This window comes from Novosphingobium fluoreni, from assembly GCF_014196615.1.
Classification (GTDB): Bacteria; Pseudomonadota; Alphaproteobacteria; order Sphingomonadales; family Sphingomonadaceae; genus Novosphingobium; species Novosphingobium fluoreni.
This window is the reverse complement of sequence record NZ_JACIDY010000002.1, coordinates 358,777-384,848: the sequence shown is the minus strand read 5'-3', so window position 1 is coordinate 384,848 and position 26,072 is coordinate 358,777. Positions and strand designations below refer to the sequence as shown.

The following is a 26,072-nucleotide window of genomic DNA, read 5'->3' as shown; positions in this document are numbered from 1 at the left end:
TGTGTGGGGGGAACCATGACAAGGATCAAATGTTCCAGATGTACGCGCCGTCCGGCGACGAAGCTTGGTTGCTCCGCCGTGCTGGCAGCAGCTTTCGCTTGAAAGGGAGTTCGTGTTGCCTCACCCAAAAGGACAAGGGGGGTCCGGGTCACCGTCTGGCATACCGCCGCTTACCCGCAAAGAGGTTGAGCCTGGCTGGGCCGCGGGACTTCGCGCGCTGTATAATACCGTTGTCGATGAGCCTATACCGGACAGCTTCGATGATATCCTGAAGAAGCTGGACGAGAGCGATGACGGCTGAGCGCAAGTCATCCGGCAATCAAGCGGACGAGGCCTTCCGCAAAGAGCTTCTGGGTGCCCTGCCCCACCTTCGCGCATTTGCCCGCGGCTTGTGCGGTCGCCCGGATTACGCCGACGATCTGGCGCAGGAGGCCGCCATCAAGGCATGGGGTGCCAGAGAACGTTATACCCCCGGCACCAACATGCGTGCGTGGACTTTTGCGATTCTGCGCAACCATTACCTCAGCGAACTGCGTCGTAACCGTCGCCAGACGGATCTGGACGAAGGCGTCGCAGAGCGGATGCTGGTGATGGATGCCGACCAGGAAGGCGGGATTCATCTGTCGGACATGGACGACGCGTTGCAGCAACTCGCTCCTGAGCGTCGCGAGGCGGTCATGCTGGTTGGCGCAGGTGGCTTCACTTATGAGGAGGCGGCGGAAATCGCGGATTGCGCCGTGGGCACGATGAAGAGCCGCGTGGCACGCGCACGCGCGGAATTGAACCGCCTGCTGAACACGGAGCCCGATCCCAAGACGCCAACTTTGCTCAAGGCTGGCCCCAGTGGGCGACCACGCAAAGTCACATCCGCCAGAGCCGCGCCTACCAAGCGCAAGATCGGCTGACACCTGGGGTCAGCCAACCGCCCAGAGACTTCGCACACAAAGAAAAGCCCGGCTTTTTCGCAAAGGCGGGCTTTTCCATCAACGATTTATGCGTCTCAGGCGGGATAGACCCATGCCGTGCCGCGCTCGAAGTTCTCCGAAGCGAACTTCCAGTTGATGATGTTGCCCAGCACCGCCTGGACATAAGCCGGACGCTTGTTCTTCTGATCGATATAGTAGGCATGCTCCCACACATCGACGGTCAGCAGCGGGTTGTCGCTGTCGATCAGAGCGGTCGCGGCGTCGTGCGTGGAAATGACAGCGAGCTTGCCATCCTTCACGACCAGCCAGGCCCATCCGTTCGAGAAGTGGTTGACAGCCTCATTGCTCAGAGCCTCGAGAAGGGCATCCATCGAACCGAAATCGCGCTGGATCGCGGCGGCGAGCGCTTCGCTGGGTTCGCTTTTCTCAGGTGAGAGCGAGTGCCAGTAGAAGCCGTGATTCCAAGTCTGGGCAGAGTTATTGAACTTCGGGCCGCTTGCCGAGCGAATGATGTCCTCGAGCGGCTTGCCCGCCTCGTCGGTACCTTCGAGTGCCGCATTCAGCTTGTCGACGTACGTCTTGTGGTGCGCGCCGTGGTGCGTTTCCAGCGTGGTGCGGGAGATGTGCGGCTCTAGCGCGTCGTGGCTGTACGGCAACGGCATCAACGGAATGGTCATGGCAAGCTTCCTGTCATGTTATCGGCCACGGTCATGCGGCCTGTCCTGTAAAATCTATCCCGGCAAATCGCACGGCCGCGTTGGCGGCGTGATCAGGTCGGCCGGTCGGCTCCGCGTCTATGTCTGGACTCGGCAGTCACTTTGCAAGCGCGACTTGCGCAATCGCAGAAGGGAAAGTGCACTATTTCGTTCGGCCCCGGCGGGAAGCCAAAAACGCGAAAGGGGACGGCGATCGCTCGCCGTCCCCTCTGCGTGACCCACTGGCGCTAACACCAGTGGAAACCGGCTATCACGGATGACCGGCTTCTGCGTCAGCCTTCTCTTCCAGAGCGTCAGCCTTGGCTTCGCCGCTGGCGCGAACCGCGTCAGCCCGGTTCTGCATGGCTTCTTCCGAAGCTCCGCCCATCTTGTCGGCAGCAGCGTCGATAGCGTCAGCCGTTGCGTCGGCCGAAGCCTCAACCGCGTCGGCCTGCGCTTCGGTCGCGTCGTCTGCCTTGTTGTTGCAGGCGGCGAGGCTGAGCGAGGCGCCGGCAATTGCCAGGATTGCCATACGCGGCATGGTGATCAACTTCATCGGGAAAGCTCCTTTGCCCTGTTACGAAGACGAACGTCCGTCACGATTACCTTAGCGGATCGATCCGCGACGGAAAAGGTTGACGATCGCAAGCAGAATTACTGCGCCCAGGAAAGAGGCGAACAGCGACATAATGTCAAACGCACCGCTGGTGATCGGCGCACCGCCGATGAGAGGGGTAATGACAACGCCTGCAATCAGCGCGCCAATGACGCCAACCACGATATTGAGAAAGATACCCTGCTGCGCATCGGTGCGCATCAGAATGCTCGCGAGCCAGCCGATAATGCCACCAACAAGAAGAATGAGAATAAGTGTCATGGGTCCAAACTCCAGATGCGTACCTGACCGACTAAACGGGTTGACCTATGGTTGGTTCCGCCATCTGAAACTCAGCTTGTCGCATCCGACTCGCTCTCGTGCCTCCCACTGATCGTGCCAATTCGCCGGTCGTGGCAAGTTGAAAATTGATGACGGGGCGTATCGATGGAAGAGATCAGGAAGGTTTCTCATACAAACCGTTGATAACACAAAATATTTTCTGGCACTCGCCAATACCGATATCTGGCATCAAGCGCACGTGTAGGGCCGTTGCAATCGACGCCTGAAGATGTCGGACAACGGCATCAAGGATAGAGGGTCCTAAAAATTGCAGTCGAATAATGCAGTTTTCGAGGACCGAGGCTGGCTAATGAGGCTGCAGGTCCCATCTTTGAGGGATCATCTTTGAATGGGATCAGCCTTGTGTACGCCCCCTCACCCCGCCAACGCGCGACATCCGCCCTCGCTTCGCTGGTCGTGGTCGGTTCCGGCGGCCTAGCGTTGGTCTTTGGACTATCGACGGCCGCCCCGATTTCAAAGGCAGTTCAGGAAACGCTGATCGCCTTGAACGTCGCTCCTGAGCCTCTGCCCGCCCCCCCGCCAAGGCCTGAGATTACGCCGCAGCCGGAGCCGACGCAGGCAGACAAGCCCGAAAGCGCGAGGCTGCGGGATGAGGCGTCGCCGGAAAATCTACGAAACAAGGCAACGGCGGTGTTCGCCCCGGTCGTGACGCCGCTGCGCATCCCCCCTCCTATTATTGCCGCGCCGCGACCGATGACCGGGGACGCAGGCAATACCGGCGCCTCAGATCGCGTGGGCCCTGGCCAAGGCGCAGGAGGATTTGGTGATGGCTTTGGCGGCGGCGGCAACGGTGACGGCGGGAATGGCGACAGCGATGCCATAACCCGACCGATCCAAATTCGCGGCAAACTCTATTGGTCCGATCTTCCTCGCGAACTGCGGGATAGCCATCGCGGTGGCGAGCTGGAGTTGCACTATCTGGTCGGTATCGACGGGCGCGTGCGCAACTGCCGGGTTATCAAGTCCAGCGGCGTGCCCAGCCTGGATGCGCGGACGTGCCAGCTGATCACCGAACGCTTTCGATTCAAGCCATCGCTTGATGCGCGGGGGCGGCCTGTGGTGGGCGGCATCATTGAAAACCACGGCTGGGATCCCAGTCCGGAAGACACGATTAGCGACGACGATGACCGGGACCGCTGACACCCGCGCCTGATAGAGCCGCCTAAAGCTCTCCGCGAGCGCGGCGGATCGCAAACCACCGGGCCACATTGCGGTTGTGATCGACCAGGTTAGCCGCAAACGCGTGGCCGCCGGTGCCGTCCGCCACCATGTAGAGCGCGTCGGTCTTGGCCGGATGCAGCACGGCCTCTATCGATGCGCGGCCTGGATTGGTGATCGGGTGCTTGGGCAAGCCGACCATCGTGTAGGTATTATAGTCGTTCACCGCCTGAATCTCGGACTGCAGGATGCGGCGGCCCAGGGACTTGCCCTTGGTGATCGGATAGATGATCGTCGGGTCGGCTTGCAGCATCATCCCCTGCTTGAGCCGATTCGAGTAGAGCCCCGCCACCATCGTTCGCTCCGAGGGCTTGCCGGTTTCCTTTTCGACGATGGAGGCCAGCGTGATCGCTTGCTCGGGCGTCTTGACGATCAGGCCCTGCTCTCGCTTCGGCCAGAGTTCGGCGATCGTCCGGCTCATGGCCGCCTGCATCCGGCGCAATACCGCTTGGCGCGTCTCCCCCCGTTCAAAGGCGTAGCTGTCCGGCAGGATCGAGCCCTCTGCAGGCGATGCGATGTCTCCGGTCAGCTCGTCCTGCGCTTTCAGCCGTTCGTAGACCATGATCGAAGGCATCCCCTCCGGCACGGTGACAAAGCGGCGGATCACGTCGTCGCTGGTGATGATGCCCAGGACGCGGGAGGGGCTGGCGTGAGCGGGAATGGCAAATTCGCCCGCCTTGATATCACGACCGCCGCCAAAAACGCGTGCCCGCAGCTTGAAGCCGGTGGCGGAGCTGATCACGCCTTTTTCCTCGAGCCGGTCAGCCACCGCGCTCAAGCTCGCGCCGTTGGGAACGATGAAGGTGCCGTCCTTCGCCAGCGGGCCGGAACCGTACCAGCCATACAAGACCACGCCGGCGGCGATCAGCACGAGCAGGATCAGAGCGGCGATGCCCCCGCAGCCACGGCGCGAAAGCATCAGCCTTGCGCCCCGTCGGCATGGCGGGAGAACGGCATCGGAATCAGTCCACCTTGCGCATGATGAGGCTGGCGTTGGTGCCGCCGAAGCCGAAGCTGTTGTTCAGGACGGCGCGAACTTCTCGTTTTTTGGCCGTGTGCGGCACCAGGTCCACGCCCATGCAGCTGTCGCTCGGGTTGTCGAGATTGAGCGTGGGGGGAACGATCTGGTCTCGCAGGGCGAGAATGCAGAAGATCGATTCGACCGCCCCGGCGCCGCCCAGCAAGTGGCCGATCGCCGACTTGGTGGAGCTCATCGAAACCTTGCTGATCGCATCGCCGAACAAGCGGCGCACCGCGCCCAGTTCCAGCTCATCACCCAGCGGGGTGGAGGTGCCGTGGGCGTTGATGTAATCGATATCGTCCGGCGTCAGGCCCGCCTTTTTCAGCGCCATCGCCATCGAGCGGTAGGCGCCGGAGCCTTCCGGATGCGGCGCGGTGACGTGATAGGCGTCGCCCGAGAGGCCATAGCCGATGACCTCGGCATAGATCTTCGCGCCGCGCGCCTTGGCGTGTTCGTACTCTTCCAGCACGACCACGCCCGCGCCCTCACCCATGACGAAGCCGTCGCGGTCCTTGTCGTAAGGGCGGCTGGCCCGGGTGGGATCGTCGTTGAACGCGGTCGACAGCGCGCGCGCCTGGGCGAAGCCGGCGATGCCGATCGGGCAGACCGTGCCTTCCGCGCCGCCTGCCAGCATGATGTTGGCATCGCCGTCCTTGATCATGCGTGCCGCGTCACCGATCGAGTGTGCGCCGGTGGAGCAAGCGGTGACGACCGCATGGTTCGGGCCCATCAGGCCGTACTTGATCGAGACCTGGCCCGAGATCAGGTTGATCAGGCGACCGTGCACGAAGTGCGGGCTGACTCGCGCCGGGCCCTTGTTGGCCAGGACCAGCGATTCGCTCTCGATGCCCGGCAAGCCGCCGATGCCCGAGCCGATCGAGCAGCCGGCCATCAGCCGCGTCTCTTCGTCCATGTCGGTGAGGCCGGCATCTTCGATCGCCTGTCCGGCGGCATCGATGCCGTAAATGATGAAAGGATCCACCTGGCGTTGGACCTTGTGATCCACGCGCTTGTTCGGATCGAAGCCATATTCGTGATCGGCCGGCTTCACCTCACAGGCGATGCGGCACTTCTGGTCGGACGCGTCGAACTTGGTGATCGGCCCGGCGCCGGATTTGCTGGCCAGGATATTGGCCCAAACAGTCTCCACGTCCGCCCCGAGCGGGGTGACCAGACCAAGGCCGGTGACGACAACACGACGCATGCAACTCTCCGCGTGAACGCTCTGACCCGGCGAACATAGTCATGCGGGCCAAAAGACAACAGGCTCAACCCCCGAGGGAGCCGAGCCTGCCGTTATCTTGATATCCCGCCGTCCTTCACGTTCGTCGCGTCAGGATGGCCGGAAGGCAGATTCGGGCGATCAGCCCTGAATCAGCCCTTGTTCTCTTCGATGTACTTGATCGCATCCGAGACGGTGCTGATCTTTTCAGCGGCATCGTCGGGAATCTCGACGCCGAATTCCTCTTCGAAGGCCATGACCAGCTCGACGATGTCGAGGCTGTCCGCGCCCAGATCGTCGATGAAGCTGGCGTCCTCGGTAACCTTGTCGGCCTCGACGCCGAGATGCTCGACGACGATCTTCTTAACCCGATCTGCGGTATCGCTCATTTGGTGACCCCTTCTGAGTGGGAGAATGGAAACTCGCCAGTCGCCCTAATGGCGGTGCGGCCCGCTGGCAAGCCTTGCAGCAATGTTCGGTTCATGTGGCGGGTCGGCCCGAGACACGCAAGAGCCGTCTTGCTGCAATGCGGCCAAACCCGGGCTTCATGCACGGAATTCTGTTGCAAGCGTCCACCCGAAGCATAGTCTTTGCTGCATGCGCGAAAAACATATCCTCAGCCAAGTTCGGCTTTGTATCGCCCCGTTGTTGCTGGTGACAGCCCTGACCGGCGCAAAAGCGCCCCCGGCCATGCCTCACTTCGCGCCGTGGATCGATGGGACCTCCGCGAACGAGCCGGAAATGCAGGTGCAGGCGATCGACGCTGATACTTATGTCATCCGCCAGTCCGTCCGCACGAATTTCGAAGCGCCTTTCCTTTATTTGCTGTTCGGCAAAGATCGGGCACTGCTGATCGATACCGGGGCGGGCGGCCTGAAAGTGCGGCCCACGATCGACAAGCTGATGGCGGCCCGGCAGGCCAAGCGCGGCAGCGGCCAGCCGATTCCACTGCTGGTGGCGCATTCGCACGGCCATGGTGACCATCACGCCGGCGACGACGAATTTCTCAAGCGCCCCGATACGAAAGTCGTCGGCCTAAAACCGGCGGACGTGGCCAGCGCATTCTGGATCGCGCACTGGCCGCAGGATATCGGCCACTATGACCTGGGAGGCCGTATCCTCGATATCATTCCCACGCCCGGCCATGAGCCAGCGCATATCATGGTCTATGATCCGCACACGCGGCTGCTGTTCTCCGGCGACATGCTTTACCCGGGCCGCCTCTACGTGCCGGTCGATCGCTTTGGCGATTTTCGGGCGAGCGCCGACCGGCTGGCCGCTTTTGCCCGGACACATCCGATCCGCGCGCTGCTGGGCGCGCATATCGAGATGACGCAAACGCCGGGTCAGGATTACGCGATGGAAGCGCCCACGCATCCCGCGGAGCGGGCGCTGCCTTTGCCGCCGTCCAGCATCGCGAAGCTGCAGCAAGCGATCAGGGCGGCAGGCGACCATCCGAAGATAGACCGCCATGCGGACTTCATCGTCTATCCGCGTCCCGCCTCGTAGGTTTGCGCCTGGCGTTGCCGAATCTCGGACAAGACAGGTCGCCACCTATCGATTGAGTTCAGAGCGACGCTAAACAGCCCGTCACGGTCCTGGCAGCGGCGGACAACCCTAGGCCGTGCGCCGCTGCTGACAGATCAGCCAGCCTCTGGCGTGACCGGTTTGTTGGTAGCGACCGCCGCCGCCTTGACCGGCTCCATCACACGCATGTGCAGTTCGCGCAGCTGCTTGGGCTCGGCCACGGTGGGGGCACCCATCAGCAGGTCTTCGGCGCGCTGGTTCATCGGGAACAGGCTGATCTCACGCAGGTTCTGCACGCCGCACAGCAGCATCACGATGCGATCGACGCCAGCCGCCATGCCGCCGTGGGGCGGTGCGCCGTACTGGAATGCGCGGTAGAGGCCGCCGAAGCGCTCCTCCACGTCCGCCTTCGACAGGCCGACCAGCTCGAACGCCTTCACCATCAGTTCCGGGCTCTGGTTGCGGATCGAACCCGATGCGATCTCATAGCCATTGCAGACCAGATCGTACTGGAAGGCGTTGATCTTGAGCGGATCACCGTTTTCCAGCGCGTCCATCCCACCTTGCGGCATCGAGAACGGGTTGTGCGCGAAATCGACCTTCTTGTTGTCCTCGTCCCATTCGTAGAACGGGAAGTCGACGATCCAGGCGAGTTCGAAGCGATCCTTGTCGATCAGGCCCAACGTCTCGGCCACGCGCGTGCGGGCGAGGCCCGCAAGCTTGGCGGCCTGCTCTTCCTTGCCGGCGGCGAAAAACAGTCCGTCGTCGGGGCCAAGGCCAAGCGTGTCGTACAGCGCGGCCATCCTCTCTGGACCGTGGTTCTTGGCGATCGGACCGCCGAACTCGCCGCCCTTGCGGGTGACGTAGCCAAGTCCGGCATGACCCTCGGCCCGCGCCCAATCGTTCATCTCGTCGAAGAACTTGCGGCTCTTCTCGGCGGTGTTCGGCGCGGGGATCGCGCGCACGATACCACCTGAGCCGACGATCTTCTCGAACAGGCCGAAGCCGGACTGAGTGAACTCGGACGACACGTCACGGATGATCAGCGGGTTGCGCAAGTCGGGCTTGTCGCTGCCGTAGTCCAGCATCGCCTTGGCGTGCGGGATCCGCGGGAACTGCCCCACCGGCGTCACGCTCTTGCCCTCGGCGAACGCCTCGAACACCTGGCCGATCACCGGCTCCATCGTCTCCCAGACTTCTTCCTGGGTGACGAAGCTCATCTCCAGGTCGAGCTGATAGAACTCACCCGGCAGGCGATCGGCGCGCGGGTCCTCGTCACGGAAGCACGGCGCGATCTGGAAATAGCGATCGAAACCCGCGACCATCAGCAGCTGCTTGTACTGCTGGGGCGCCTGAGGCAGCGCGTAGAACTTGCCCGGATGAATGCGGCTGGGCACCAGGAAGTCGCGCGCGCCTTCGGGGCTGGAAGCGGTGAGGATCGGCGTCGAATACTCGGTGAAGCCGGCATCCTCCATGCGGTTGCGCATGTCGCGAATGATCTTGGTGCGGGTAACGATGTTGGCGTGCAGCGTCTCGCGCCGCAGGTCGAGGAAGCGGTACTTGAGGCGGATGTCCTCGGGATATTCCTGCTCTCCCGCCACCGGCATCGGCAGTTCCTCGGCGCGGCTGAGCACGGTGACGCCGCGTGCGAACACCTCGATCTCGCCGGTCGCCAGATTCGGGTTCACGGTAGCGGCGTTGCGCGCTTTCACCTCGCCGTCGATGGTGACGACGCTTTCCACCCGCAGCGCCTCTAGCAGCGGCAGTGCCGGGCTGTCGCTATCGGCCACCACCTGCGTGATGCCGTAGTGATCGCGCAGATCGACGAACAGCACACCGCCATGGTCGCGCTTGCGATGGACCCAACCCGAGAGGCGGACCGTCTCTCCGGTCGCGGCGGCGGTCAGCGCACCGCAGGTGTGTGAACGATAGGGATGAGTCATGGCTTGGCGCTTCTTGATTGGGTCGGATTGGACAATCATGCGCCCCTAGTCGAGCACGGCACTGATTGCCAGCCATCCCCGCAATCGCTCATCCGGGAACGAGGCGGTAACGCGAAAGTAACCCTCATCGGGTACATCGCATGATCCCCCACTGGGTCGGACAGGTTTGGCAAGGTAGATCATGAGACCGTTCGATAAAGACAGCGCGCCGTTAGACCTCGAATCGCCGCCCTCCGTTCCGCCATCAGCCGAGAGGATTGAGAACTGGATAGTGCCCGGCACATTCGCGATGGACGAAACCTCCTGGACGCCTGATCCGCCTGCCACGGCCGACGCGATGACCGGCTCTGCCCTGCGACGACTGCTGATCACGCCCGAAGTGCTCGCCGCGATGAGCGAGGACGACGCGCCCCAACCCAAGTTGCTGGACCGCCTGCTAGGTCGCAAGCGACGCTAAAAACGATGGTGTGATAAGCGCCGTTGATTGCCCGCTACGTTACGCGTAACGCCGACGGCCATGCAAATTCACCCGTTGATCACGAAAAGCGAAGATCTGGCCGCGCTTTGCGACCGCTTGTCCCATGCCGAATTCGTCGCGGTTGATACCGAGTTCATGCGTGAGAATACGTATTGGCCGGAACTTTGCCTCGTCCAGATCGCCGATACCAAGGAAGCCGCCGCGATCGATCCGCTGGCTCCGGGGCTGGATCTGCAACCGCTTTGGGACCTGCTGACCGACAACGAGGATGTCCTCAAGGTCTTCCACGCCGGCGGCCAGGACGTGGAGATCATCTTCAACTTCACCGGGCGCACCCCGCATCCGATCTTCGATACGCAGATCGCGGCGATGGCGATCAGCCAGTCCGAGCAGATCGGCTACTCCAACCTCGTCGAATCGTGGCTGGGCCTGACGATCGACAAGGGCGCCCGCTTCACCGACTGGTCGCGCCGCCCGCTGACGGAGCGGCAGATCGAATATGCCATCGGCGATGTCACGCACCTGGCGAAGATCTTCCCGCGGATGCTCAAGCGCCTGATCAAGACCGATCGCGGCCAGTGGCTGGACCAGGAGATGGAAAAGCTCGCCGATCCGGAGAATTACCGGAACGACCCGACTGTCGCGTGGAAGCGGATCAAGGCCGCCGGGCGCAATGCCGGCGTGCTGGGACGGCTCAAGGCGCTGGCCGCCTGGCGTGAACAGGAAGCGCGCGGCAAGAACATCCCGCGCGGCCGCATCGCCCGTGACGAGACGCTGGCGGATATCGCCAGCCACCCGCCCAAGAGCCAGGCCGATCTGGCCAAAGTGCGCGGCCTCTCGGCAGGCTGGAAGGATAACGAAATCGGCAAGCGACTGATGCAGGCGATCGCCGATTCCCAGCCGTTGCCGGACGAAGAACTCCCCTCGCGCACACCGCGTGGTGCGCCGCTGGGCAAGGAAGGCTCGCTGGTGGCGGATCTTCTCAAGCTGCTGCTGAAAATCCGCGCGCGTGAAATCGACGTGGCTTCTCGCTTGCTCGCCCGCAGCGAAGAGCTGGAACTGCTGGCAGCCGGCGTGCGCAAGGATCTGGCGATGCTGGAAGGCTGGCGTTTCAAAACCTTTGGCAAGGACGCGCTCGATCTGGTGGAGGGCAAGCTGGCTTTCGCGGTTGTCGACGGCCGGCTCAAGATGACTCACGTCGACGACGCCGTTGTGGCAGAGGCCGAGCAGAACGCCGATCCGGCTGACTGAACCCAAGCCCCATCGCCTTAGGACCGAATGTCCACTTGGCGCGATGCAGCGCTGAGTGCATAGCCTGCCGCCGTGACCATTCATCAGCCCACGCTCAAGCAGCTCCAATACCTCGTCGCCTTGCACGAGCATGGCCATTTCGGCCGCGCCGCGGACGCCAGCTTCGTCTCGCAATCCACGCTGTCGGCCGGGCTGCGCGATCTGGAGGCGCTGCTGGGCGTCACCTTGGTCGAGCGCACCAAGCGCGCGGTCCGGTTCACGCCGCTGGGCAATGCCGTGGTCGAAAAGGCCCATCGCATCCTGCGTGAGACGGAAGAACTTTCCGATCTCATTCAATCCAGCGGCAAGCCTCTGGCCGGTGAACTGCGCATGAGCGTGATCCCCACGATCGCACCGTTCTTGCTGCCCCGCATGCTGCCGCGCCTGCGGCGCGAACGCCCGAACCTGAAGCTGTTCCTGCGCGAGGAGCCCAGCGCCGCCGCTATCGAATCGCTGCACCATGGCCGCGCCGATTGCGTCCTCCTCGCCCTGCCCTACGCCACCGGCGAAGTGGAGAAGGAGACGATCGAGCTGGACGCGTTCTTCGTGGCGTTTCCCAAGGACGATCCGCGCAACATCCCGGCGGAAATCGATCCGGAACTGATCGACGAGCATCGCCTGCTGATGCTGGAAGACGGGCACTGCCTGAAGGACCACGCGCTGGCTGCCTGCAACCGCCCCGAACTTCGCGCCTCGGCCACCATGATCGGCACCTCGCTCCACACGCTGGTGCAAATGGTGGACAATGGCCTGGGCCTGACGATGCTGCCCGAAATGGCGCTGGACGCCGGCATCCTGAACGGCACCAACGTGGTGGCCAAACCGCTCCACTCACCCAACGCCAATCGCGAAATCGCCCTGGTATGGCGCCGTAACTCGCCCCGCTCCGACGAATTCCGCATGCTCGCCGACGAACTACGGGCGGGGTGACGCGGACGGCCTGATCGCGGGCCTCGTCAATCCATGTGCTTGAGGCCGACTCGCAAGTAATCCCAGCCCGTAATTAGCGTCAGAACCGCTGCGGCCCACAGGGTCGTCAGGCCGACCGTATGGGGCACGTTGAAGGTGATTGCCCCCAGATCGAGGTTCCACCACGGCATCGCATGGCCCAGGATCAAGGCGCCCAAGGAAACCAGCTGGAACGTCGTCTTCCATTTCGCCAGGCGACTGACGGGAACCGAGACCTGGATGCCGCCCAGAAACTCGCGCAGGCCGGAAACCGCGATTTCCCGGACCAGGATAATGAGCCCGGCGATAACGTGCGCGTCGCCCACGTAGGGGCCTGTCAGAACGCCTTGCGCGGTCAGCACCAGAATCACGGCGGCGACCATGATCTTGTCCGCGATGGGATCGAGGAACACACCGAGGCGAGAGACCGCGCCGCTGGAGCGCGCGATGTAGCCATCGAAGTAGTCGGTGATACCCATCAGGCTGTAAAGCGCGAAGGCCAGGCCGTAGCCGGCCTCCCATCGGGGCCACCACAACAGAAAGGCCAGCAGCGGCACCGCGAAGATGCGCGAGAGCGTGAGCAGATTCGGCAGGGTCAGCATCCTTTCGGCTCTTAGGCGCTGTGGGGCCTGCGTGGAACCCGCCGAATAAAATGAAGTGGCTGCTTCTCAACGGGGCTTGCCCGCCGCCCCATTGCCACTAAGTGTTCCGCAGGCATTTGGCCGCCACTCGTGGCGCTGGCATTACAGGACGCATGACGACTTCGACCCAGCTGATCCGGGCGCGCCGCTTCCTGCCGCTCTTCGTCACCCAGTTGCTGGGCGCCTTCAACGACAACCTGTTCAAAAACGCGATGGTCTTTTTCGTCGTCTACTCGGTCTACAATTCCGAGACGGCGGAGATGTGGTTCAGCGCGGTCGCGTCCGGGGTGTTCGTGGTACCGTTCTTCCTGCTCTCCGCGCTCGCCGGACAGCTGGCGGACATGCGGGACAAGGCGCAGATCATCCGCGTGGTCAAGGCGTGTGAGATCGGGATCATGATGGTGGGCGGCGCCGGCTTGCTGCTGGCGTGGCGCGGCGTGGGGATCGGCACCTTGTCCATCCCGCTGATGCTGCTGGCGCTGTTCGCGATGGGCGTCCATTCGACGTTTTTCGGCCCGATCAAGTACGCAATCCTGCCGCAGCACCTGAAGCAAGGCGAAGTGCTGGCCGGCACCGGCCTGGTCGAAGCCGGCACATACATGGCGGTGCTGGCGGGTACGATCGTGGCGGGCTGGATCGGGGTGCACTGGGCCGCGATCGCCGTGGTTCTGGTGGCATGCCTGGGCTTTGCCTCATCCCAGTTCGTGCCGCCCGCCCCGCCGCTGGGCGCGATCGAGCCGCTGGATTTCAATGTCTTTCGCGCCTCTCGCAAGCTGATCATGGACACCGTTCACGATCGCCGGGTGTTCCTGGCGATCGTGGCGATCAGTATCTTTTGGGCCATTTGCACGATCCTGTTCGTGCAATTCACGCCGCTGGCCAAGAACGTGCTGAGCGCCAGCAAGGAAGTGGCCAGCCTGTTCCTGGTGATCTTCTCCGTAGGCGTGGCGATCGGGTCGGTGTCGATCAATGCTCTATTGAAAGGCACGGTTTCCGCCAAATATTCGCCGATGTCGGTGATCGCGATGGGCGGTTTCCTGATCGCTTTCGAATCGATCTGCAGCGATTGGCAGGCGGGCGGAGCGATGATGGACGTCCCCACGTTCATCGCCCACCCCCTCGCCCCGACGCTGCTGCTCACCTTGCTGGGGATCGCGGTGTCGGGCGGCATGTTCGTGGTGCCGCTCTATGCGTTTCTCACCACCTTCGTGGAAAAATCGCAGACGGCGCGGACGATCGCGGCGAACAACATCGTCAATTCCGGCGCGATGGTGGTCGGCGCGCTGTTTGCGGGGCTGCTCAGCATGCTGGGCCTGGCCGTGGTGAAGCAATTGCTGGTGGTGGCAGGTTGCTGCTTGCTGCCTGCATGGTTCGGGTATGCTCTGCTGCGCGCCGAACGCGCGGCGCTGACCGCCTGATTGCTTCCGGCTTTCAGGCCAGGAAGACGATGATCACGACGAACGTGGCGCAATAGGCGGCCAGAAAGCCACGCCAATCCTCATTGATGATCCGGCGAATCGAACGCGGGGCCGGTGGCTCGTGCGCGATCAGCGTGGCGCACACATGCGGCGGCAGCGATCGGCGGAAGGGATGGCGAGCGCCCTCGTCCGAGAGGACCAAGGCGCGGCGATGGCTGAGCGATGACATGGAACATGCTTAAGAAATGGTTACCATGTTCGCCAGTAGAGGCTTTTCGCTGGCCTAAAACGGCACGGTGGAAGATCCGCCTTGGCCCGGCTGGAACCGATTTCTATCTAGGCGAGCATCGCCCACCGCTTCGCAGACGAGCGGCGAGCGCAAAAAAAGACCGCCCGAAGGCGGCCTTTCCGTTTAATCAGGATTAGAAGGGATCAGACCTTGTCGCCCAATGCGCCCTTCACGGAACCCTTGACCTGCTGGGCTTCGCCCTTGGTTTCCTGGGCCTTGCCCTCGGCTGCCAGATCGGGGTTGTTCTTGCCGGCGACGGCCTGCTTGACGTTGCCGATCGCTTCGTTGGCGAGGCCCTTGGCCTTGTCGGTCAGTTCACCCATGGCTTATCTCCTTGAATGAAGACGGCGACGTGTGTCCGTCTTTGATCCTTTAAACGTCGCGGAAAACCAACGGTTGCAGTTGCGACAATTTGACACGGATCAATCTTTACCGCCCTCACCCGCCAGCTTCAGAATGTAGGCCCACTCCTCAGGGGTAACCACGGCGACGGACAGGCGCGAGAGCTTCACTAGCTCCATCTCGGCCAGTTTCGGATCGGCCTTGACCTCCTTGAGCGTAACCGGACGAGCCAGCTTCCGGACCGGCTTGACCTTCACCGCAGCCCACTTGCCCTCGGGATCGCTCGGGTCAGGGATGCCGGACTCGCTGATCTGCACCACGCCGACGATCTCCTTGCCGATGTTGGAGTGGTAGAAGAACGCCTCGTCTCCCACCTGCATCGCGCGCAGATTGTTGGCCGCGCGGTGGTTGCGCACGCCGTCCCAGGTGCCCTCTCCCTCGGCCAGAAGATCGTCCCAGCTATAGGCATCGGGCTCGGACTTCATCAGCCAATAGCTTTTTGCCCCGTGGCTCTTGGACATGCATCGCCTCGCGTTATCGACTAGAGCGGACGCCACTAGCCCAATTCAGCGCGGATCGCACTCATGGACATCGCCGAAATCCCCATACTCAGCTTGGCCGACGAGCCGCGCGGCATCGCGTCCGATATCGGACGCAGCTTTCGCACCTTCGGCTTCGCCCTGGTGCGCGACCACGGCATCGATCCCGCGCTGATCGCCGAGGCATGGCGGCTCACAGCGGAACTCTTCGCCCTGCCGACCGAGGAAAAAATGCGATATTTCATGGCGGGCACCGGCGGAGCGCGCGGATATACGCCGTTTCGCACCGAAGTCGCCAAGGGCGCAACGGAGAAGGACCTCAAGGAATTCTGGCACGTCGGCCGCGATCTGCCGGACGATCACCCGCTGCGCTCGACGATGCTCCCCAACATCTGGCCGGAAAGCCCCGCCGGCTTTCGGACCGTATTCGAGACGCTGTTCGCCGAATTCGATCGCGCCGGATCGCGCCTGCTCTCCGCCATTGCGCTCGACCTGGGTCTGGATGAGCACTGGTTCGATCCGGCGATCGAGGATGGCAATTCCGTTCTGCGTCTGCTGCATTATCCCCCGGTCAAAGCCGAGGCCAGCGGCGCGATCCGGGCCGGCGCGCATGAGGATATCAACCTCATCACCCTGCTGCTGGGTGCAGAGGAAGCGGGCCTGGAGCTACTGGGCAAGGATGGACGCTGGCTTTCGATCGCGCCGCCGGAGGGCGCGCTGGTGGTCAACATCGGCGACATGCTGCAGCGGCTGACCAATCACGTCCTGCCCTCCACCACCCATCGGGTGCGCAATCCCGCCGGGGAGCGCGCGGGGTACAGCCGCTATTCGATGCCCTTCTTCCTGCACCCGCGCAGCGACTTCCGCCTGGAAACCCTGCCAGAGTGCATCGGCAGCGATCGTCCCGACCGCTACCCCGCCACCATCACTGCGGACGAATACCTGCAGGAGCGCCTTCGGGAAATCGGCTTGAAGGGGTAGTCCTAACGGCCCCAGGCGGGGCCGTGGTGCTTATCCCAGCTTCGTCTTCAGGATCTCGTTCACCACCTGCGGGTTGCCCTTGCCCTGCATGGCCTTCATCGTCTGACCGACGAAGAACCCGAACAGCGCCTGCTTGCCACCGCGATACTGCTCGACCTTGTCGGCATTGGCGGCGAGGATCTCCTCAACCTTGGCCTCGATCGCGCCGGTGTCGCTCTCCTGCTTCAGCCCCTCGCGCTCGACGATCGCATTGGCGCCGTCGCCGGTTTCTAGCATCTTTTCCAGGACCTGCTTGGCGATCGAGCCGGAGATCGTGCCCTTGCCCACCAGTGCCAGCAATTCCGCGCCGCTAGCAGGGCTTACCGGCGATTCTTCAAGCGACTTGCCCAGCTTGTTCAGCGCGCCGAACAGTTCGGAGATCAGCCAGTTGGCCGCCTGCTTGGCGACATCGGCGGGCTGCTTGCCCTGCGCCGTGGCGGTCTCGCCCAGCAGACGCTCGAACCAGCGCGCGGTCTCCACATCGGCGGTCAGCACGCTGGCATTGTATGTGCTGAGCCCCAGATCGCCTTCATAGCGCGCGCGCTTGGCGTCCGGCAGTTCGGGCAGCGAGTTGCGGCAATCTTCCAGGAAGGCATCGTCCAGCACCAGCGGCAGCAGGTCCGGATCGGGGAAGTAGCGGTAGTCGTGCGCATCTTCCTTCGAGCGCATGGAGCGCGTGGTGCCGGTGCCGGGATCGAACAGCCGGGTTTCCTGCACGATCTTGCCGCCGCTCTCCAGCACGTCGACCTGGCGCGCGGCCTCATGCTCGATCGTGGCCATCACGAATCGGACCGAGTTGACGTTCTTGGTTTCCGTGCGCGTGCCGAATTCATCACCGGGCTTGCGGACCGAGACGTTCACGTCGCACCGCATGGAGCCCTGGTCCATATTGCCATCGCACGAACCGACATAACGCAGGATCTGACGCAGCTTGGCGACGTAAGCGCCTGCTTCGGCGGGAGAACGCATGTCCGGGCGGCTGACGATTTCCATCAGCGCCACGCCCGAGCGGTTGAGATCGACGTAGGACATCGTCGGATGCTGATCATGCATCAGCTTGCCAGCGTCCTGCTCGACGTGAATACGCTCGATGCCGATCACCTTGGCTTCGGGAAGCCCGGCCTTCTCGTCCGCGTCGATCGTCAGCGAGCCTTCGCCGACCAGCGGATGGTACAGCTGGCTGATCTGATAGCCCTGCGGCAGATCGGCGTAGAAGTAGTTCTTGCGATCGAACCGAGACCATTTGTTGATCTGCGCGTCGATCGCCATGCCGGTGCGTACCGCCTGGCGGATGCACTCCCGATTGGGCACCGGCAGCATTCCCGGCATCGCCGCGTCGACCAGGCTGACCTGCGCATTGGGCTCGGCTCCGAACTCGGTGGCGGCACCGGAGAACAGCTTGGAATTCGACGTGACCTGCGCGTGGACTTCCAGGCCGATCACGACCTCCCACTCGCCGGTAGCGCCCTGGATACGGTATGTGCTTTCAGTCATGTCAGTCACCACCACTTGCCGGGCCGCGCGGTAAAGTTCGCGCGCTGTTCGATCGCCAGGCCGGCGTTGAGCACGCCCTGCTCGTCGAAAGCCTTGCCGATGATCTGCAGGCCGAGCGGCAGGCCCTCACGGTTGAGGCCCGCAGGGACTGACATCGCCGGAAGGCCGGCCAGGCTGGCGGGCACCGCGAAAACGTCGTTCAAGTACATCTTGAGCGGGTCTTCGGTGTTCTCACCCAGCGCAAACGCAGCGGAGGGCGCGGTGGGCGCCAGGATCACGTCACACTGTTCGAACGCCTGCGCGAAGTCGCGCGCGATCAGGGTCCGCACTTTCTGCGCCTGCGTGTAGTACGCATCGTAGAAGCCTGCCGAAAGCACGTAAGTGCCGATCAGGATGCGGCGGCGCACTTCCGCACCGAAGCCAGCCGCGCGGGTGGCGGCGTACATGTCCTGCAGGTTCGAGCCATCGGGAAGATCGCGCAGGCCATAGCGCACGCCATCATAGCGCGCGAGGTTGGACGAGGCTTCGGCCGGAGCGATGATGTAATACGCGGGCAGCGCGTATTTGGTGTGCGGCAGCGACACGTCGACGATGGTGGCGCCGGCATCCTTCAGCCAGGCAATGCCGTCGTCCCAGGATTTCGCAACGTCGGCGTCCATCCCGTCCATCCGGTATTCGCGCGGGATGCCCACACCCTTGCCGCTGAGATCGGCGTTGAGGCCCTTCTCCCACTCCGGCACCGGCAGGTTCAGGCTGGTCGAATCCTTGGGATCGAACCCGGCCATCGCCTCCAGCATGATCGCGCAATCGGTGACGTCCCGCGCCATCGGGCCCGCCTGGTCGAGCGAGCTGGCGAACGCGACCACGCCCCAGCGCGAGCAACGGCCATACGTCGGCTTGATGCCGGTGATGCCGGTGAACGCGGCGGGCTGGCGGATCGAGCCGCCGGTATCGGTGCCGGTGGCCGCCGGGCACAGCCGTGCGGCGATCGCGGCGGAGGAACCGCCCGAGGAACCGCCCGGCGCGAGCGGCGCGTTGCCGCCGTCGTTGCGCCGCCAGGGCGAGACCACATTGCCGAAATAGCTGGTCTCGTTCGACGAGCCCATCGCGAACTGATCAAGGTTCAGCTTGCCCAGCATGCCCGCGCCCGCATCCCACAGCTTGGCGCTGACGGTGCTTTCGTACTGCGGCGTGAAGCCTTCCAGAATGTGGCTGGCCGCGGTGGTCTGCACGCCCACGGTGGCGAACAGGTCCTTCATGCCGATCGGCACGCCGGCCATCTTGCCCAGCGCTTCGCCCTTGGCGCGCTTGGCATCGACGGCCTGCGCGGCCTCGATCGCCCTGTCCGGCGTGGCGACGATGAAGGCGTTCAGCGCGTCCTGCGCCGCCGCGACATTGGCGTTGAACGCCTCCGCCACTTCGACGGCGGTGAAGTCCCCCGAGGCGACGCCCGAGCGGATGGCGGCGACGCCGAGATCGGTGAGGCCGGAGGAATTGAGATCTGTCATGCTTATTCGATCACCTTGGGCACGCCGAAGAAGCCGTGTTCGGCCGCGGGCGCGTTGGCGAGGACCTTGTCGCGGATGCCGCCGCCGGTAAGCGGATCGGCATCGATCACATCATCGCGCAGGCGTAGGGTGTTGGGGATGACGGCGGTCATCGGCTCGACGCCGGTGACGTCGACTTCGCCCAGCTGGTCCACCCAGGCGAGGATGCCGTTCAGTTCCGGCACCATCGCCGCTGCCTCACCCTCGCCCAGCTTGATGCGAGCGAGGGAGGCGATCTTCGCCACGGTTGCGGTATCGACCGACATGGTTCGTCCTCATGTCCGACTGCCCGCGATGGCGGGCGGGAAAATTGGCGGGAGGCAGCAGAGCTAACACCCGCCCCGTTGCGCTTCAAGCAGGGCGCGGCGGCGCGCCGCCGGCCTTATTGCGCGGGCGGGGGTACCGCCGGGCCAGCGCCCGGCATGCCCGCCGCCGGAGCGCCGCCGCCCATCTGCATCTGCTGCAGCTGTTGCATGATGCGTTGTTGCTGCTCGATCTCGGCGCGGCTCTTGAAGTCCAGCAGCTCGATCTCAAAGTCGAGGTCGGTATTGGCCGGGATCGGGCCCGCGCCCTTGTCACCATAGGCCAGCGCGCTGGGGATATGGACCTTGTACTTGCCGCCCTTCTGCATCTGCTCCAGAGCCTTGGTGAAGCCGGGGACGACTTCGGCGAGCGGCAGCACGGCCTGCTTGCCTTCGTCGAACACCTTACCGTCAGGCAGAGTGCCCTTGTAGTTCACAAGCGCCACGTCATCGCGCGTGGGCGACGGACCCTGGCCGGCCACCAGCGTATCGACATCGACCGAGGCGGGCATCGCCGCCCAGGCCACGCCGCAACCCAGCAGAGCGACCGCCGCAATGCCGACCCACAGCTTGGTCAGGCTGCCCTTGGCGATGGGCTGAAGCGGGACGCGGGTGATCTCGGTCATGAAGTCAAAGCCTCTTGGGACAGGATATGCAAAAGGGCGCGGATTGCGTCCGCGCCCTCATGGCTCAAGCAAGCGAAGGGTTCAAGCGCCAACCCGCACCGCAATGCGCGGCCGATGGCGCGTGAAACCTACTTCGCGCCGTCACGCTCCAGGCGCTTGCGCTCCAGCTTGCGGGCGCGGCGAACAGCGGCGGCCTTTTCACGGGCGCGCTTTTCCGACGGCTTCTCGAAGTGACGGCGCAACTTCATCTCACGATACACGCCTTCGCGCTGCAGCTTCTTCTTGAGCGCGCGAAGGGCCTGATCGACGTTGTTGTCCCGTACCATGATTTGCATAAAACGAAGAACCTCACCAAATACGATAGCAGACCGTCCCGCTCCGCCTACAAGGCAGGACAGCCCATAAAAATAATAATGACGAACGCCGCCGATCCCGTACGAGACCTGCGTCAACGGCGCGCCGCTACCAGAGTCGCGCGCGAATGGCAACTCCAAAGCCGGTTTCGCGCGATAGTCGGAAGGCCGCGCGCGCTGACTGCCAGCCCCGTATCCACGAAAGATTTGGCTTGCCGCCCGCCGCGGTCTATGGCGCGCGCCATGCCGCAATCCGTGCAACCTTCCTTTCTGACGGCTTCGCTGCTCGTCGCCAGCGGTGGCGCTGTAGGGTCGTGGCTGCGCTTCACCGTTGGCCGCCTGTGGGTGATGGCGATCGGCCCGGTGCGAGCGGGCGCGTTTCCGTGGGGCACGTTGACCGTCAACATCGTCGGCAGCCTCGCCATGGGCCTGCTCGTCGGCTGGCTGGCGCGGTTCGGCACCCAGGGCGAGGCCACGCGGCTCTTGCTGGCGGTGGGCGTGCTGGGCGGCTTCACCACTTTTTCTTCGTTCAGCCTTGAGGTCGTATCGCTGCTGCAGCGCGGACAGGCGGGAGTGGCGCTGGCCTATCTTGCCGTGTCGCTGCTCGCCGGGTTCGGCGGCCTGTGGCTGGGCCTTATGATGATGCGAGTTTCTGTATGAGCAAGACCGGCGCGAGCGACAATGTGCGCCAGTTCACGGTGGGCGCGGACGATGATGGCGTGCGCCTGGACCGCTGGTTCAAGCGCCACTTGCCGCAAGTCGGCTTCGCCACCGTCTCGCGCTGGGCGCGGACCGGGCAGATCCGGGTCGACGGCAAGCGCGCTGACGTGGACTTCCGACTGGCGGCGGGCCAGCTGCTGCGCGTGCCGCCCGGGGGTGATCCCAAGGCCGCCGGCCCGGCCCCGCGCCGCCCGCTGACCGAGGAGGAGCTGGAATTGGCGGACAGCATGGTGCTGACGCAGGACCGCGCCGCCATCGTGCTCAACAAGCCGCCGGGCCTTGCCACGCAAGGCGGCAAGGGCATGACCAGCCATGTCGATGGCCTGCTGGACGCCTATGCCGCGGAAGGGCCCCGCCCCCGCCTGGTCCATCGGCTGGACAAGGACACGTCCGGCGTGCTGCTGATCGCGCGCACGCCCGGCAGCGCGGCGTTCTTTTCAAAGCGCTTTTCCGGCCGCACCGCGCGCAAGATCTACTGGGCGCTGGTGACCGGCGTCCCCTCGATCGAGGACGGTATGATCGAACTGCCGATCTCCAAGCAGCCGGGCACCGGCGGCGAGAAGATGCACGTCGACATGGAAGGCGGCCAACCGGCGCGCACCCGCTATCGCGTGATCGACCGGGCGGGCAACCGCGCCTGCTGGGTGGAACTGCACCCCCTGACTGGGCGCACCCACCAGCTGCGCGTGCACATGGCGGCGATCGGCCACCCGATCGTGGGTGACGGCAAGTATGGCGGGCAGGACGCGTTCCTTTCCGGCTCGATCAGCCGCAAGATGCACCTCCACGCGCGGCGGCTGATCATCGACCATCCGGATGGTGCCCCGCTCGACGTGACCGCCCCCCTGCCCGAACATTTCGCGATGGGCATGGAGCAGCTGGGCTTCGAGGAAGCGGACGGCGCGGACATTCCCGAACCGCGCGCAGAAGATACCCGCGAAGACAAGAAGCGGCTCGCCAAGGCCCATGCCAAGCAGTTTCGCAAGGAACGCCGGGGAGAGCGTCGCTCTCGCGGTGGCGATGCTCCGGGCAGGCCCGCACCCGCCGGCGGGCGCACCCGCAGCAGCACGGGTAGCGCGACGACCGCCAGGTCCGCACCGTCAAAGGCCGGCACGGGCAGGCCGAACACCACAAAGCCCGGCGCCGGTAAGCCAGGCGCTGGCAAGCCCAACGCTGGCAAACCTACCACTGGTAAACCGGGCGGAGCCAAGTTCGGCGCCGGAAAGCCGAGCGCCGATAGGGCCCGGAGCGGCCCCTCGCGTCCGTCCACGGGCAAGCCTGCCGGTGGATCGGGCAAACCGGGCGGCAAGCCTCCTGCGCCGCGCGGCAAGCGTTGACGCCGGACTGCGCTGAATGAAGCTTGCCGTGTTCGATTGCGATGGCACGCTGGTCGATGGTCAGGCCAGCATCTGCGAGGCGATGGAGGCCGCGTTCGCGCGCCAGAACCTGCCTGCTCCTCCACGCGTGGCGATCCGCCGCGCCGTGGGCCTTTCACTCCCCCAGGCGATGCGCCGCCTGCTGCCGGATGAGGCGGACGAGTTGCACCTAGCGCTGGCGGAGAGCTACAAGCTGGCGTTCCGCACCGCCCGCAGCGACGGGCGCGTATCGCAACCGCTATTCCCCGGCATCCCGGAGCTGCTGCGCCGCCTTGCGGACAGCGGATGGACGCTGGGCGTCGCCACCGGCATGTCCGATCGCGGATTGGCGCACTGCCTGGCGGACAACGGCATCGCCGACCTGTTCGTGACGCTGCAGACGGCAGACCGCCACCCCTCCAAGCCCCATCCCGCGATGCTGCAGGCCGCCTTGGCAGACGCCGGCGCGGGTGAGCAGGACGCAGTGATGATCGGCGATACCTCGTTCGACATGCAGATGGCGCGCGATGCCGGAGTGCGGGCGATCGGCGTCGATTGGGGCTATCATCTCCCGCGTGAACTGCTGGCCGCCGGAGCCGAAGTCGTGGTGGAGACACCCGAGCAATTGGGGAAGGTCCTGCTCGCGTGAGCCACGATCCGGCGCGCGGGCGCTTTTTCCTGATCCAGCTGGTGCGGCTGGCCGGCGTCGGCTGCGTGCTGATGGGCCTGCTGGCGAGCAACGGCCGGCTGGCGAATGGCGCGGTGCCGACCTGGGCGGGCTATCTGCTGCTGATCATCGGCCTCGTCGGCGTCTTCGTCATTCCTACGGCTCTCGCGCGCAAGTGGAGGACACCCCGGTGAAGCGCTTCTATCAAGCCGTCACCACCATGGCGGCGGACGGTGGCTGGCGCGTTCTGCTGGATGGTCGCGGCATCAAAACAGCGGCCGGTGCGCCGCAAATCGTGCCGACGCGCGCTCTGGCCGAAGCGCTGGCGACCGAGTGGTCGGCACAAGGCGAGACGATCGATCCCACCCGCTTCCCGCTGCGCGATTTGGCGGACTATGCCATCGATGCGATCGCCGGCGGCGCGGAGGATGCCGTTACCGGGCTACTGCCTTACGCGGAAACCGATACGCTGTGCTATCGCGCCCATCCGGACGAGCCCCTCCACCGCCGCCAGCTGGAAACCTGGGAGCCGATCCTGGGCGAGGCGGAAGCCCGGCTGGGCATTCACTTCACGCGCATCTCGGGCATCGTCCACAAGCCGCAACCCGCCGAAACGCTGGCCCGGCTGCGGCACGAACTGGCAGCGCAGGATGCCTTCACGCTGGCCGCCCTGCGGATGCTGATCAGCTTGTCGGCTTCGTTCGTGGTCGGCCTGCTGGCAATCGCGCCAGATGCCGATCTGGACTCGCTATGGCTGGCCGCCAATCTGGAAGAGGAGTGGCAGGCCGATCTGTGGGGGCGTGAATGGGAGGCCGAAGAACGCCGCGCCCAGCGGCGCGAGGCATTCCTGCTAGCCGCCCGCTTTGCCGAACTGGCGCGACGCGGCTAAAGGCTTTACCCAACCTGTCAGCCTGAAATCCTCAGCCCACCACCCACGCGGCGACTTGCCCGGCGACGTCGTTCACGGCGGTGCCGAGCGCCGCGGCCACAGGGGCGGCTTTCGCCTGAATACCGGGGACCACGGCCTCGAACCGGCGTGAGATGATCGCACCGCCTTTTTCGTGCCGCTGCATGTCGATGCGGACGACGACAGATTGCGTCGGCGCGTCGTAGCCCATGGCGAGCAGGCGGCCGGTCAGCATCGTGCTGCCCACCGCGTCGAAATCGCCATCTTCAACAACCAGCCGCTGCGTACGCGTGCGCAACGTTTCGGCCAGGACGCCGCGGAACTGGCGCGAGGGCTTTTCGATCCACGCTACGTCGGTGAGATAGGCGATGGTCGCCGCGTTCACGCGGACGGGAACGCGCAGCATTTCCAGGCTGCGATCGGACTCCGGGTCCATGATGACGATCGCGTTTTTGCTATCCGCCGTGACGGCTGGCCCCGCTTGTGCGCTGGAGGTGGGCACTAGGCTGATCAATTGCTTGGGCGCCTTGCCGCCCAGGCCAAGGCAGCTCGACAGCAGGAGGCTGGCGGCCAGCGCAATAGCCGAACCGGCGACGATCTTCGGGCGGAATGCGGACATGCCTGTAGCCTTTTTCCTGTTTGCGGACGGAGCGGATGGACCGGTGATGGCCTGCTGCTTCGTCATGGCTTGTAGTCCGGCACCGACTGCCCCCTCAGCAGCGCGCCGGCACCGCGTTCGTCGATCTTCTCGGTCACGTTGCGCAGCGCCTTGGTGGTCGCCCGGAGATCGCGGATCGCCGCCTCGGCCGCCGGGATCGTCGAGGTGGAAACCTGGTTGAACGCGGGCTGCGCGGTTTCCAGCGTCTTGTTCAGCTGGTTCATCGCGCTCTCGGCCGAACCCAGCGTGCGGCGAAGCTGCACCGCCAGCGAATTACCCTCGCTGCCCAGCACGCCATCCGCCTTGTCGGCCACGTTCTGGAAGGATTGCAGCGTCAGGCGCGCCTGTGCCAGCGACTTTTGCAGCTCCACCATCGCCCCGCGAAATTCGGGCGTCGCCGCCGAGATATCGCGCGTCATCTTGTTGGTGTTTTCCAGGATGCCGGACAGCGACTTGCGGTTGTCTTCGTTCAGCATGAGGTTGAGGTTCTCGGTCAGCGTCGCCAGCCGTTCCAGCAGCAGCGGCGCGTTGGAGAGAATTTCGCCGAAGCCGCCCCGGCGCGTGGGGATCACGGGCACCCCATCCGGCCCCGGCTCCACGATCGGCGGCGCACCCTTTTGCGCGCCCTCCAGCTGAATGTCCGACACGCCGGTGAAACTGCCCTGGATCGTGGCGGTGGTGCCCACGGTGATCGGCACCTTCTCATCCACGCGGATACGAACGCGAATGAAGCTGGGGTCCTGAGGCCACAGCTCGATCTGGCTGACCTGACCCGCCGGCACGCCCGCGTAAGCGACCTCAGAGCCCTTTGCGAGGCCATCGACCGACTGCTTGAAGAAAATGTCGTATTCATTCTGCGCGCCCTGGTTCAGCCGCGCGATCCAGATCACGAAAGCCGCCAGCAACGCCAGCAGGACAAGGGTGACTGCGCCGACCCAGACGTTATTTGCCCGTGTTTCCATCGCCTT

General features: G+C 64.3%; 32 protein-coding genes. 14 read left to right on the top strand and 18 right to left on the bottom strand.

Going from position 1 to position 26,072, the window contains the following annotated elements; genetic code table 11:
• The first annotated feature begins 112 nt into the window (after window positions 1–112).
• Together GGR39_RS05495 and GGR39_RS05490 are read left to right on the top strand one after the other, a co-directional pair.
• Window positions 113–301: a NepR family anti-sigma factor gene (locus tag GGR39_RS05495; RefSeq protein WP_082668143.1), complete on the top strand. Its 189-nt coding sequence runs from the start codon at window positions 113–115 to the stop codon at window positions 299–301.
• A complete protein-coding gene (locus GGR39_RS05490; RefSeq protein WP_183616219.1) occupies window positions 291–905 on the top strand; it encodes a sigma-70 family RNA polymerase sigma factor in 615 nt (204 codons plus the stop codon). Before GGR39_RS05495 ends, GGR39_RS05490 begins: the two co-directional genes overlap by 11 nt.
• 95 nt (window positions 906–1,000) lie before the next feature.
• On the opposite strand, the gene GGR39_RS05485 is transcribed toward GGR39_RS05490, so the two are convergent.
• The 3 genes from GGR39_RS05485 to GGR39_RS05475 form a co-directional block, all read right to left on the bottom strand.
• Window positions 1,001–1,603, bottom strand: coding sequence for a superoxide dismutase (locus GGR39_RS05485; RefSeq protein ID WP_183616218.1), 603 nt, complete (start codon window positions 1,601–1,603; stop codon window positions 1,001–1,003).
• Window positions 1,604–1,892: 289 nt separating this feature from the next.
• Window positions 1,893–2,177: a hypothetical protein gene (locus GGR39_RS05480; RefSeq protein WP_183616217.1), complete on the bottom strand. Its 285-nt coding sequence runs from the start codon at window positions 2,175–2,177 to the stop codon at window positions 1,893–1,895.
• 51 nt (window positions 2,178–2,228) lie between these two features.
• A complete protein-coding gene (locus GGR39_RS05475; RefSeq protein WP_058738108.1) occupies window positions 2,229–2,498 on the bottom strand; it encodes a GlsB/YeaQ/YmgE family stress response membrane protein in 270 nt (89 codons plus the stop codon).
• A 405-nt stretch (window positions 2,499–2,903) separates the two neighbouring features.
• On the opposite strand from GGR39_RS05475, the gene GGR39_RS05470 reads away from it, so the two are divergent.
• The gene (locus GGR39_RS05470) at window positions 2,904–3,719 is read left to right on the top strand and encodes an energy transducer TonB (RefSeq protein ID WP_221225973.1); all 816 of its coding nucleotides are present in this window, start codon (window positions 2,904–2,906) and stop codon (window positions 3,717–3,719) included.
• A 22-nt stretch (window positions 3,720–3,741) separates the two neighbouring features.
• Here the strand turns inward: GGR39_RS05470 and mltG are convergent, their stop codons facing one another.
• The 3 genes from mltG to GGR39_RS05455 form a co-directional block, all read right to left on the bottom strand.
• Entirely contained in the window at window positions 3,742–4,716 is a 975-nt protein-coding gene (gene mltG / locus GGR39_RS05465; RefSeq protein WP_183616216.1) for an endolytic transglycosylase MltG, read from the bottom strand.
• Window positions 4,717–4,759: 43 nt separating this feature from the next.
• Window positions 4,760–6,022 carry a beta-ketoacyl-ACP synthase II gene (gene fabF / locus GGR39_RS05460; RefSeq protein ID WP_058738111.1) on the bottom strand — a complete coding sequence of 421 codons (1,263 nt, stop codon included), beginning with the start codon at window positions 6,020–6,022 and terminating at the stop codon, window positions 4,760–4,762.
• A gap of 170 nt (window positions 6,023–6,192) precedes the next feature.
• Window positions 6,193–6,429, bottom strand: a complete 237-nt coding sequence (locus GGR39_RS05455; RefSeq protein ID WP_039282540.1) for an acyl carrier protein — start codon at window positions 6,427–6,429, stop codon at window positions 6,193–6,195.
• Window positions 6,430–6,730: 301 nt separating this feature from the next.
• Between GGR39_RS05455 and GGR39_RS05450 the strand changes: the two genes are divergently transcribed.
• Window positions 6,731–7,549 (top strand): MBL fold metallo-hydrolase, encoded by an 819-nt coding sequence (locus GGR39_RS05450; RefSeq protein WP_246388355.1) that lies wholly within the window; start codon window positions 6,731–6,733, stop codon window positions 7,547–7,549.
• A gap of 134 nt (window positions 7,550–7,683) precedes the next feature.
• On the opposite strand, the gene aspS is transcribed toward GGR39_RS05450, so the two are convergent.
• Window positions 7,684–9,510 carry an aspartate--tRNA ligase gene (gene aspS, locus GGR39_RS05445; RefSeq protein WP_183616501.1) on the bottom strand — a complete coding sequence of 609 codons (1,827 nt, stop codon included), beginning with the start codon at window positions 9,508–9,510 and terminating at the stop codon, window positions 7,684–7,686.
• Window positions 9,511–9,691: 181 nt separating this feature from the next.
• Here aspS and GGR39_RS05440 point away from each other — a divergent pair, with 181 nt between their 5' ends.
• From GGR39_RS05440 to GGR39_RS05430, 3 genes are all read left to right on the top strand, one after another.
• On the top strand, window positions 9,692–9,967 hold the full coding sequence (locus GGR39_RS05440) for a hypothetical protein (protein ID WP_183616214.1): 276 nt from the start codon (window positions 9,692–9,694) through the stop codon (window positions 9,965–9,967).
• 60 nt (window positions 9,968–10,027) lie between these two features.
• Window positions 10,028–11,239 carry a ribonuclease D gene (gene rnd / locus GGR39_RS05435; protein ID WP_183616213.1) on the top strand — a complete coding sequence of 404 codons (1,212 nt, stop codon included), beginning with the start codon at window positions 10,028–10,030 and terminating at the stop codon, window positions 11,237–11,239.
• A gap of 72 nt (window positions 11,240–11,311) precedes the next feature.
• Window positions 11,312–12,208, top strand: a complete 897-nt coding sequence (locus GGR39_RS05430; protein ID WP_183616212.1) for a hydrogen peroxide-inducible genes activator — start codon at window positions 11,312–11,314, stop codon at window positions 12,206–12,208.
• Window positions 12,209–12,234: 26 nt separating this feature from the next.
• On the opposite strand, the gene pgsA is transcribed toward GGR39_RS05430, so the two are convergent.
• Window positions 12,235–12,828 carry a CDP-diacylglycerol--glycerol-3-phosphate 3-phosphatidyltransferase gene (pgsA, locus tag GGR39_RS05425; RefSeq protein ID WP_183616211.1) on the bottom strand — a complete coding sequence of 198 codons (594 nt, stop codon included), beginning with the start codon at window positions 12,826–12,828 and terminating at the stop codon, window positions 12,235–12,237.
• Window positions 12,829–12,980: 152 nt separating this feature from the next.
• Here pgsA and GGR39_RS05420 point away from each other — a divergent pair, with 152 nt between their 5' ends.
• The gene (locus GGR39_RS05420) at window positions 12,981–14,285 is read left to right on the top strand and encodes an MFS transporter (RefSeq protein WP_183616210.1); all 1,305 of its coding nucleotides are present in this window, start codon (window positions 12,981–12,983) and stop codon (window positions 14,283–14,285) included.
• Between the two features lie 13 nt (window positions 14,286–14,298).
• On the opposite strand, the gene GGR39_RS05415 is transcribed toward GGR39_RS05420, so the two are convergent.
• The 3 genes from GGR39_RS05415 to GGR39_RS05405 all read right to left on the bottom strand — a co-directional run bounded on the left by GGR39_RS05415 (window position 14,299) and on the right by GGR39_RS05405 (window position 15,437).
• Complete coding sequence (locus GGR39_RS05415; RefSeq protein WP_183616209.1) at window positions 14,299–14,514, bottom strand: hypothetical protein; 216 nt, start codon at window positions 14,512–14,514, stop codon at window positions 14,299–14,301.
• 203 nt (window positions 14,515–14,717) lie between these two features.
• A complete protein-coding gene (locus tag GGR39_RS05410) occupies window positions 14,718–14,897 on the bottom strand; it encodes a CsbD family protein (RefSeq protein WP_183616208.1) in 180 nt (59 codons plus the stop codon).
• Between the two features lie 99 nt (window positions 14,898–14,996).
• Window positions 14,997–15,437: an EVE domain-containing protein gene (locus GGR39_RS05405; protein ID WP_183616207.1), complete on the bottom strand. Its 441-nt coding sequence runs from the start codon at window positions 15,435–15,437 to the stop codon at window positions 14,997–14,999.
• Window positions 15,438–15,500: 63 nt separating this feature from the next.
• On the opposite strand from GGR39_RS05405, the gene GGR39_RS05400 reads away from it, so the two are divergent.
• Window positions 15,501–16,436 carry an isopenicillin N synthase family dioxygenase gene (locus GGR39_RS05400; protein WP_183616206.1) on the top strand — a complete coding sequence of 312 codons (936 nt, stop codon included), beginning with the start codon at window positions 15,501–15,503 and terminating at the stop codon, window positions 16,434–16,436.
• 30 nt (window positions 16,437–16,466) lie between these two features.
• Here the strand turns inward: GGR39_RS05400 and gatB are convergent, their stop codons facing one another.
• From gatB to rpsU, 5 genes are all read right to left on the bottom strand, one after another.
• The gene (gene gatB / locus GGR39_RS05395) at window positions 16,467–17,969 is read right to left on the bottom strand and encodes an Asp-tRNA(Asn)/Glu-tRNA(Gln) amidotransferase subunit GatB (protein ID WP_183616205.1); all 1,503 of its coding nucleotides are present in this window, start codon (window positions 17,967–17,969) and stop codon (window positions 16,467–16,469) included.
• A 5-nt stretch (window positions 17,970–17,974) separates the two neighbouring features.
• Window positions 17,975–19,477, bottom strand: coding sequence for an Asp-tRNA(Asn)/Glu-tRNA(Gln) amidotransferase subunit GatA (gatA, locus tag GGR39_RS05390; protein ID WP_183616204.1), 1,503 nt, complete (start codon window positions 19,475–19,477; stop codon window positions 17,975–17,977).
• 2 nt (window positions 19,478–19,479) lie between these two features.
• Window positions 19,480–19,782, bottom strand: a complete 303-nt coding sequence (gatC, locus tag GGR39_RS05385; protein WP_183616203.1) for an Asp-tRNA(Asn)/Glu-tRNA(Gln) amidotransferase subunit GatC — start codon at window positions 19,780–19,782, stop codon at window positions 19,480–19,482.
• A 116-nt stretch (window positions 19,783–19,898) separates the two neighbouring features.
• Window positions 19,899–20,444, bottom strand: coding sequence for an FKBP-type peptidyl-prolyl cis-trans isomerase (locus tag GGR39_RS05380; protein WP_183616202.1), 546 nt, complete (start codon window positions 20,442–20,444; stop codon window positions 19,899–19,901).
• Between the two features lie 128 nt (window positions 20,445–20,572).
• Window positions 20,573–20,779 carry a 30S ribosomal protein S21 gene (rpsU, locus tag GGR39_RS05375; protein ID WP_058737943.1) on the bottom strand — a complete coding sequence of 69 codons (207 nt, stop codon included), beginning with the start codon at window positions 20,777–20,779 and terminating at the stop codon, window positions 20,573–20,575.
• 261 nt (window positions 20,780–21,040) lie between these two features.
• Here rpsU and crcB point away from each other — a divergent pair, with 261 nt between their 5' ends.
• The 5 genes from crcB to GGR39_RS05350 are packed head-to-tail and all read left to right on the top strand — an operon-like array spanning window position 21,041 to window position 24,428.
• Entirely contained in the window at window positions 21,041–21,457 is a 417-nt protein-coding gene (gene crcB / locus GGR39_RS05370; RefSeq protein ID WP_183616201.1) for a fluoride efflux transporter CrcB, read from the top strand.
• A complete protein-coding gene (locus GGR39_RS05365) occupies window positions 21,454–22,854 on the top strand; it encodes an RluA family pseudouridine synthase (RefSeq protein ID WP_183616200.1) in 1,401 nt (466 codons plus the stop codon). Before crcB ends, GGR39_RS05365 begins: the two co-directional genes overlap by 4 nt.
• A gap of 16 nt (window positions 22,855–22,870) precedes the next feature.
• On the top strand, window positions 22,871–23,521 hold the full coding sequence (locus tag GGR39_RS05360; RefSeq protein WP_183616199.1) for an HAD-IA family hydrolase: 651 nt from the start codon (window positions 22,871–22,873) through the stop codon (window positions 23,519–23,521).
• Complete coding sequence (locus GGR39_RS05355) at window positions 23,518–23,733, top strand: hypothetical protein (protein ID WP_058737940.1); 216 nt, start codon at window positions 23,518–23,520, stop codon at window positions 23,731–23,733. The genes GGR39_RS05360 and GGR39_RS05355 overlap by 4 nt, the downstream gene beginning before the upstream one ends.
• Window positions 23,730–24,428 (top strand): ATP12 family protein, encoded by a 699-nt coding sequence (locus GGR39_RS05350; protein ID WP_183616198.1) that lies wholly within the window; start codon window positions 23,730–23,732, stop codon window positions 24,426–24,428. Before GGR39_RS05355 ends, GGR39_RS05350 begins: the two co-directional genes overlap by 4 nt.
• Window positions 24,429–24,459: 31 nt before the next feature.
• Here the strand turns inward: GGR39_RS05350 and GGR39_RS05345 are convergent, their stop codons facing one another.
• Together GGR39_RS05345 and GGR39_RS05340 are read right to left on the bottom strand one after the other, a co-directional pair.
• A complete protein-coding gene (locus GGR39_RS05345) occupies window positions 24,460–25,065 on the bottom strand; it encodes an ABC-type transport auxiliary lipoprotein family protein (protein ID WP_183616197.1) in 606 nt (201 codons plus the stop codon).
• Between the two features lie 62 nt (window positions 25,066–25,127).
• On the bottom strand, window positions 25,128–26,066 hold the full coding sequence (locus GGR39_RS05340; RefSeq protein WP_058737937.1) for an MlaD family protein: 939 nt from the start codon (window positions 26,064–26,066) through the stop codon (window positions 25,128–25,130).
• Between the last annotated feature and the right edge of the window lie 6 nt (window positions 26,067–26,072).

Bases quoted from the DNA above. Each gene is read 5' to 3' on its own strand.
- gatC (WP_183616203.1), bottom strand. From the start codon at position 19,782: ATGTCGGTCGATACCGCAACCGTGGCGAAGATCGCCTCCCTCGCTCGC.
- gatA (WP_183616204.1), bottom strand. From the start codon at position 19,477: ATGACAGATCTCAATTCCTCCGGCCTCACCGATCTCGGCGTCGCCGCC.
- gatB (WP_183616205.1), bottom strand. From the start codon at position 17,969: ATGACTGAAAGCACATACCGTATCCAGGGCGCTACCGGCGAGTGGGAG.
- fabF (WP_058738111.1), bottom strand. From the start codon at position 6,022: ATGCGTCGTGTTGTCGTCACCGGCCTTGGTCTGGTCACCCCGCTCGGG.
- mltG (WP_183616216.1), bottom strand. From the start codon at position 4,716: ATGCTTTCGCGCCGTGGCTGCGGGGGCATCGCCGCTCTGATCCTGCTC.
- GGR39_RS05340 (WP_058737937.1), bottom strand. From the start codon at position 26,066: ATGGAAACACGGGCAAATAACGTCTGGGTCGGCGCAGTCACCCTTGTC.
- GGR39_RS05400 (WP_183616206.1), top strand. From the start codon at position 15,501: ATGGACATCGCCGAAATCCCCATACTCAGCTTGGCCGACGAGCCGCGC.
- GGR39_RS05475 (WP_058738108.1), bottom strand. From the start codon at position 2,498: ATGACACTTATTCTCATTCTTCTTGTTGGTGGCATTATCGGCTGGCTC.
- crcB (WP_183616201.1), top strand. From the start codon at position 21,041: ATGCCGCAATCCGTGCAACCTTCCTTTCTGACGGCTTCGCTGCTCGTC.
- GGR39_RS05420 (WP_183616210.1), top strand. From the start codon at position 12,981: ATGACGACTTCGACCCAGCTGATCCGGGCGCGCCGCTTCCTGCCGCTC.
- rpsU (WP_058737943.1), bottom strand. From the start codon at position 20,779: ATGCAAATCATGGTACGGGACAACAACGTCGATCAGGCCCTTCGCGCG.
- GGR39_RS05380 (WP_183616202.1), bottom strand. From the start codon at position 20,444: ATGACCGAGATCACCCGCGTCCCGCTTCAGCCCATCGCCAAGGGCAGC.
- GGR39_RS05440 (WP_183616214.1), top strand. From the start codon at position 9,692: ATGAGACCGTTCGATAAAGACAGCGCGCCGTTAGACCTCGAATCGCCG.
- GGR39_RS05405 (WP_183616207.1), bottom strand. From the start codon at position 15,437: ATGTCCAAGAGCCACGGGGCAAAAAGCTATTGGCTGATGAAGTCCGAG.
- GGR39_RS05450 (WP_246388355.1), top strand. From the start codon at position 6,731: ATGCCTCACTTCGCGCCGTGGATCGATGGGACCTCCGCGAACGAGCCG.
- GGR39_RS05490 (WP_183616219.1), top strand. From the start codon at position 291: ATGACGGCTGAGCGCAAGTCATCCGGCAATCAAGCGGACGAGGCCTTC.
- GGR39_RS05360 (WP_183616199.1), top strand. From the start codon at position 22,871: ATGAAGCTTGCCGTGTTCGATTGCGATGGCACGCTGGTCGATGGTCAG.
- rnd (WP_183616213.1), top strand. From the start codon at position 10,028: ATGCAAATTCACCCGTTGATCACGAAAAGCGAAGATCTGGCCGCGCTT.
- GGR39_RS05455 (WP_039282540.1), bottom strand. From the start codon at position 6,429: ATGAGCGATACCGCAGATCGGGTTAAGAAGATCGTCGTCGAGCATCTC.
- GGR39_RS05345 (WP_183616197.1), bottom strand. From the start codon at position 25,065: ATGTCCGCATTCCGCCCGAAGATCGTCGCCGGTTCGGCTATTGCGCTG.
- GGR39_RS05410 (WP_183616208.1), bottom strand. From the start codon at position 14,897: ATGGGTGAACTGACCGACAAGGCCAAGGGCCTCGCCAACGAAGCGATC.
- GGR39_RS05485 (WP_183616218.1), bottom strand. From the start codon at position 1,603: ATGACCATTCCGTTGATGCCGTTGCCGTACAGCCACGACGCGCTAGAG.
- GGR39_RS05480 (WP_183616217.1), bottom strand. From the start codon at position 2,177: ATGAAGTTGATCACCATGCCGCGTATGGCAATCCTGGCAATTGCCGGC.
- pgsA (WP_183616211.1), bottom strand. From the start codon at position 12,828: ATGCTGACCCTGCCGAATCTGCTCACGCTCTCGCGCATCTTCGCGGTG.
- aspS (WP_183616501.1), bottom strand. From the start codon at position 9,510: ATGACTCATCCCTATCGTTCACACACCTGCGGTGCGCTGACCGCCGCC.
- GGR39_RS05365 (WP_183616200.1), top strand. From the start codon at position 21,454: ATGAGCAAGACCGGCGCGAGCGACAATGTGCGCCAGTTCACGGTGGGC.
- GGR39_RS05415 (WP_183616209.1), bottom strand. From the start codon at position 14,514: ATGTCATCGCTCAGCCATCGCCGCGCCTTGGTCCTCTCGGACGAGGGC.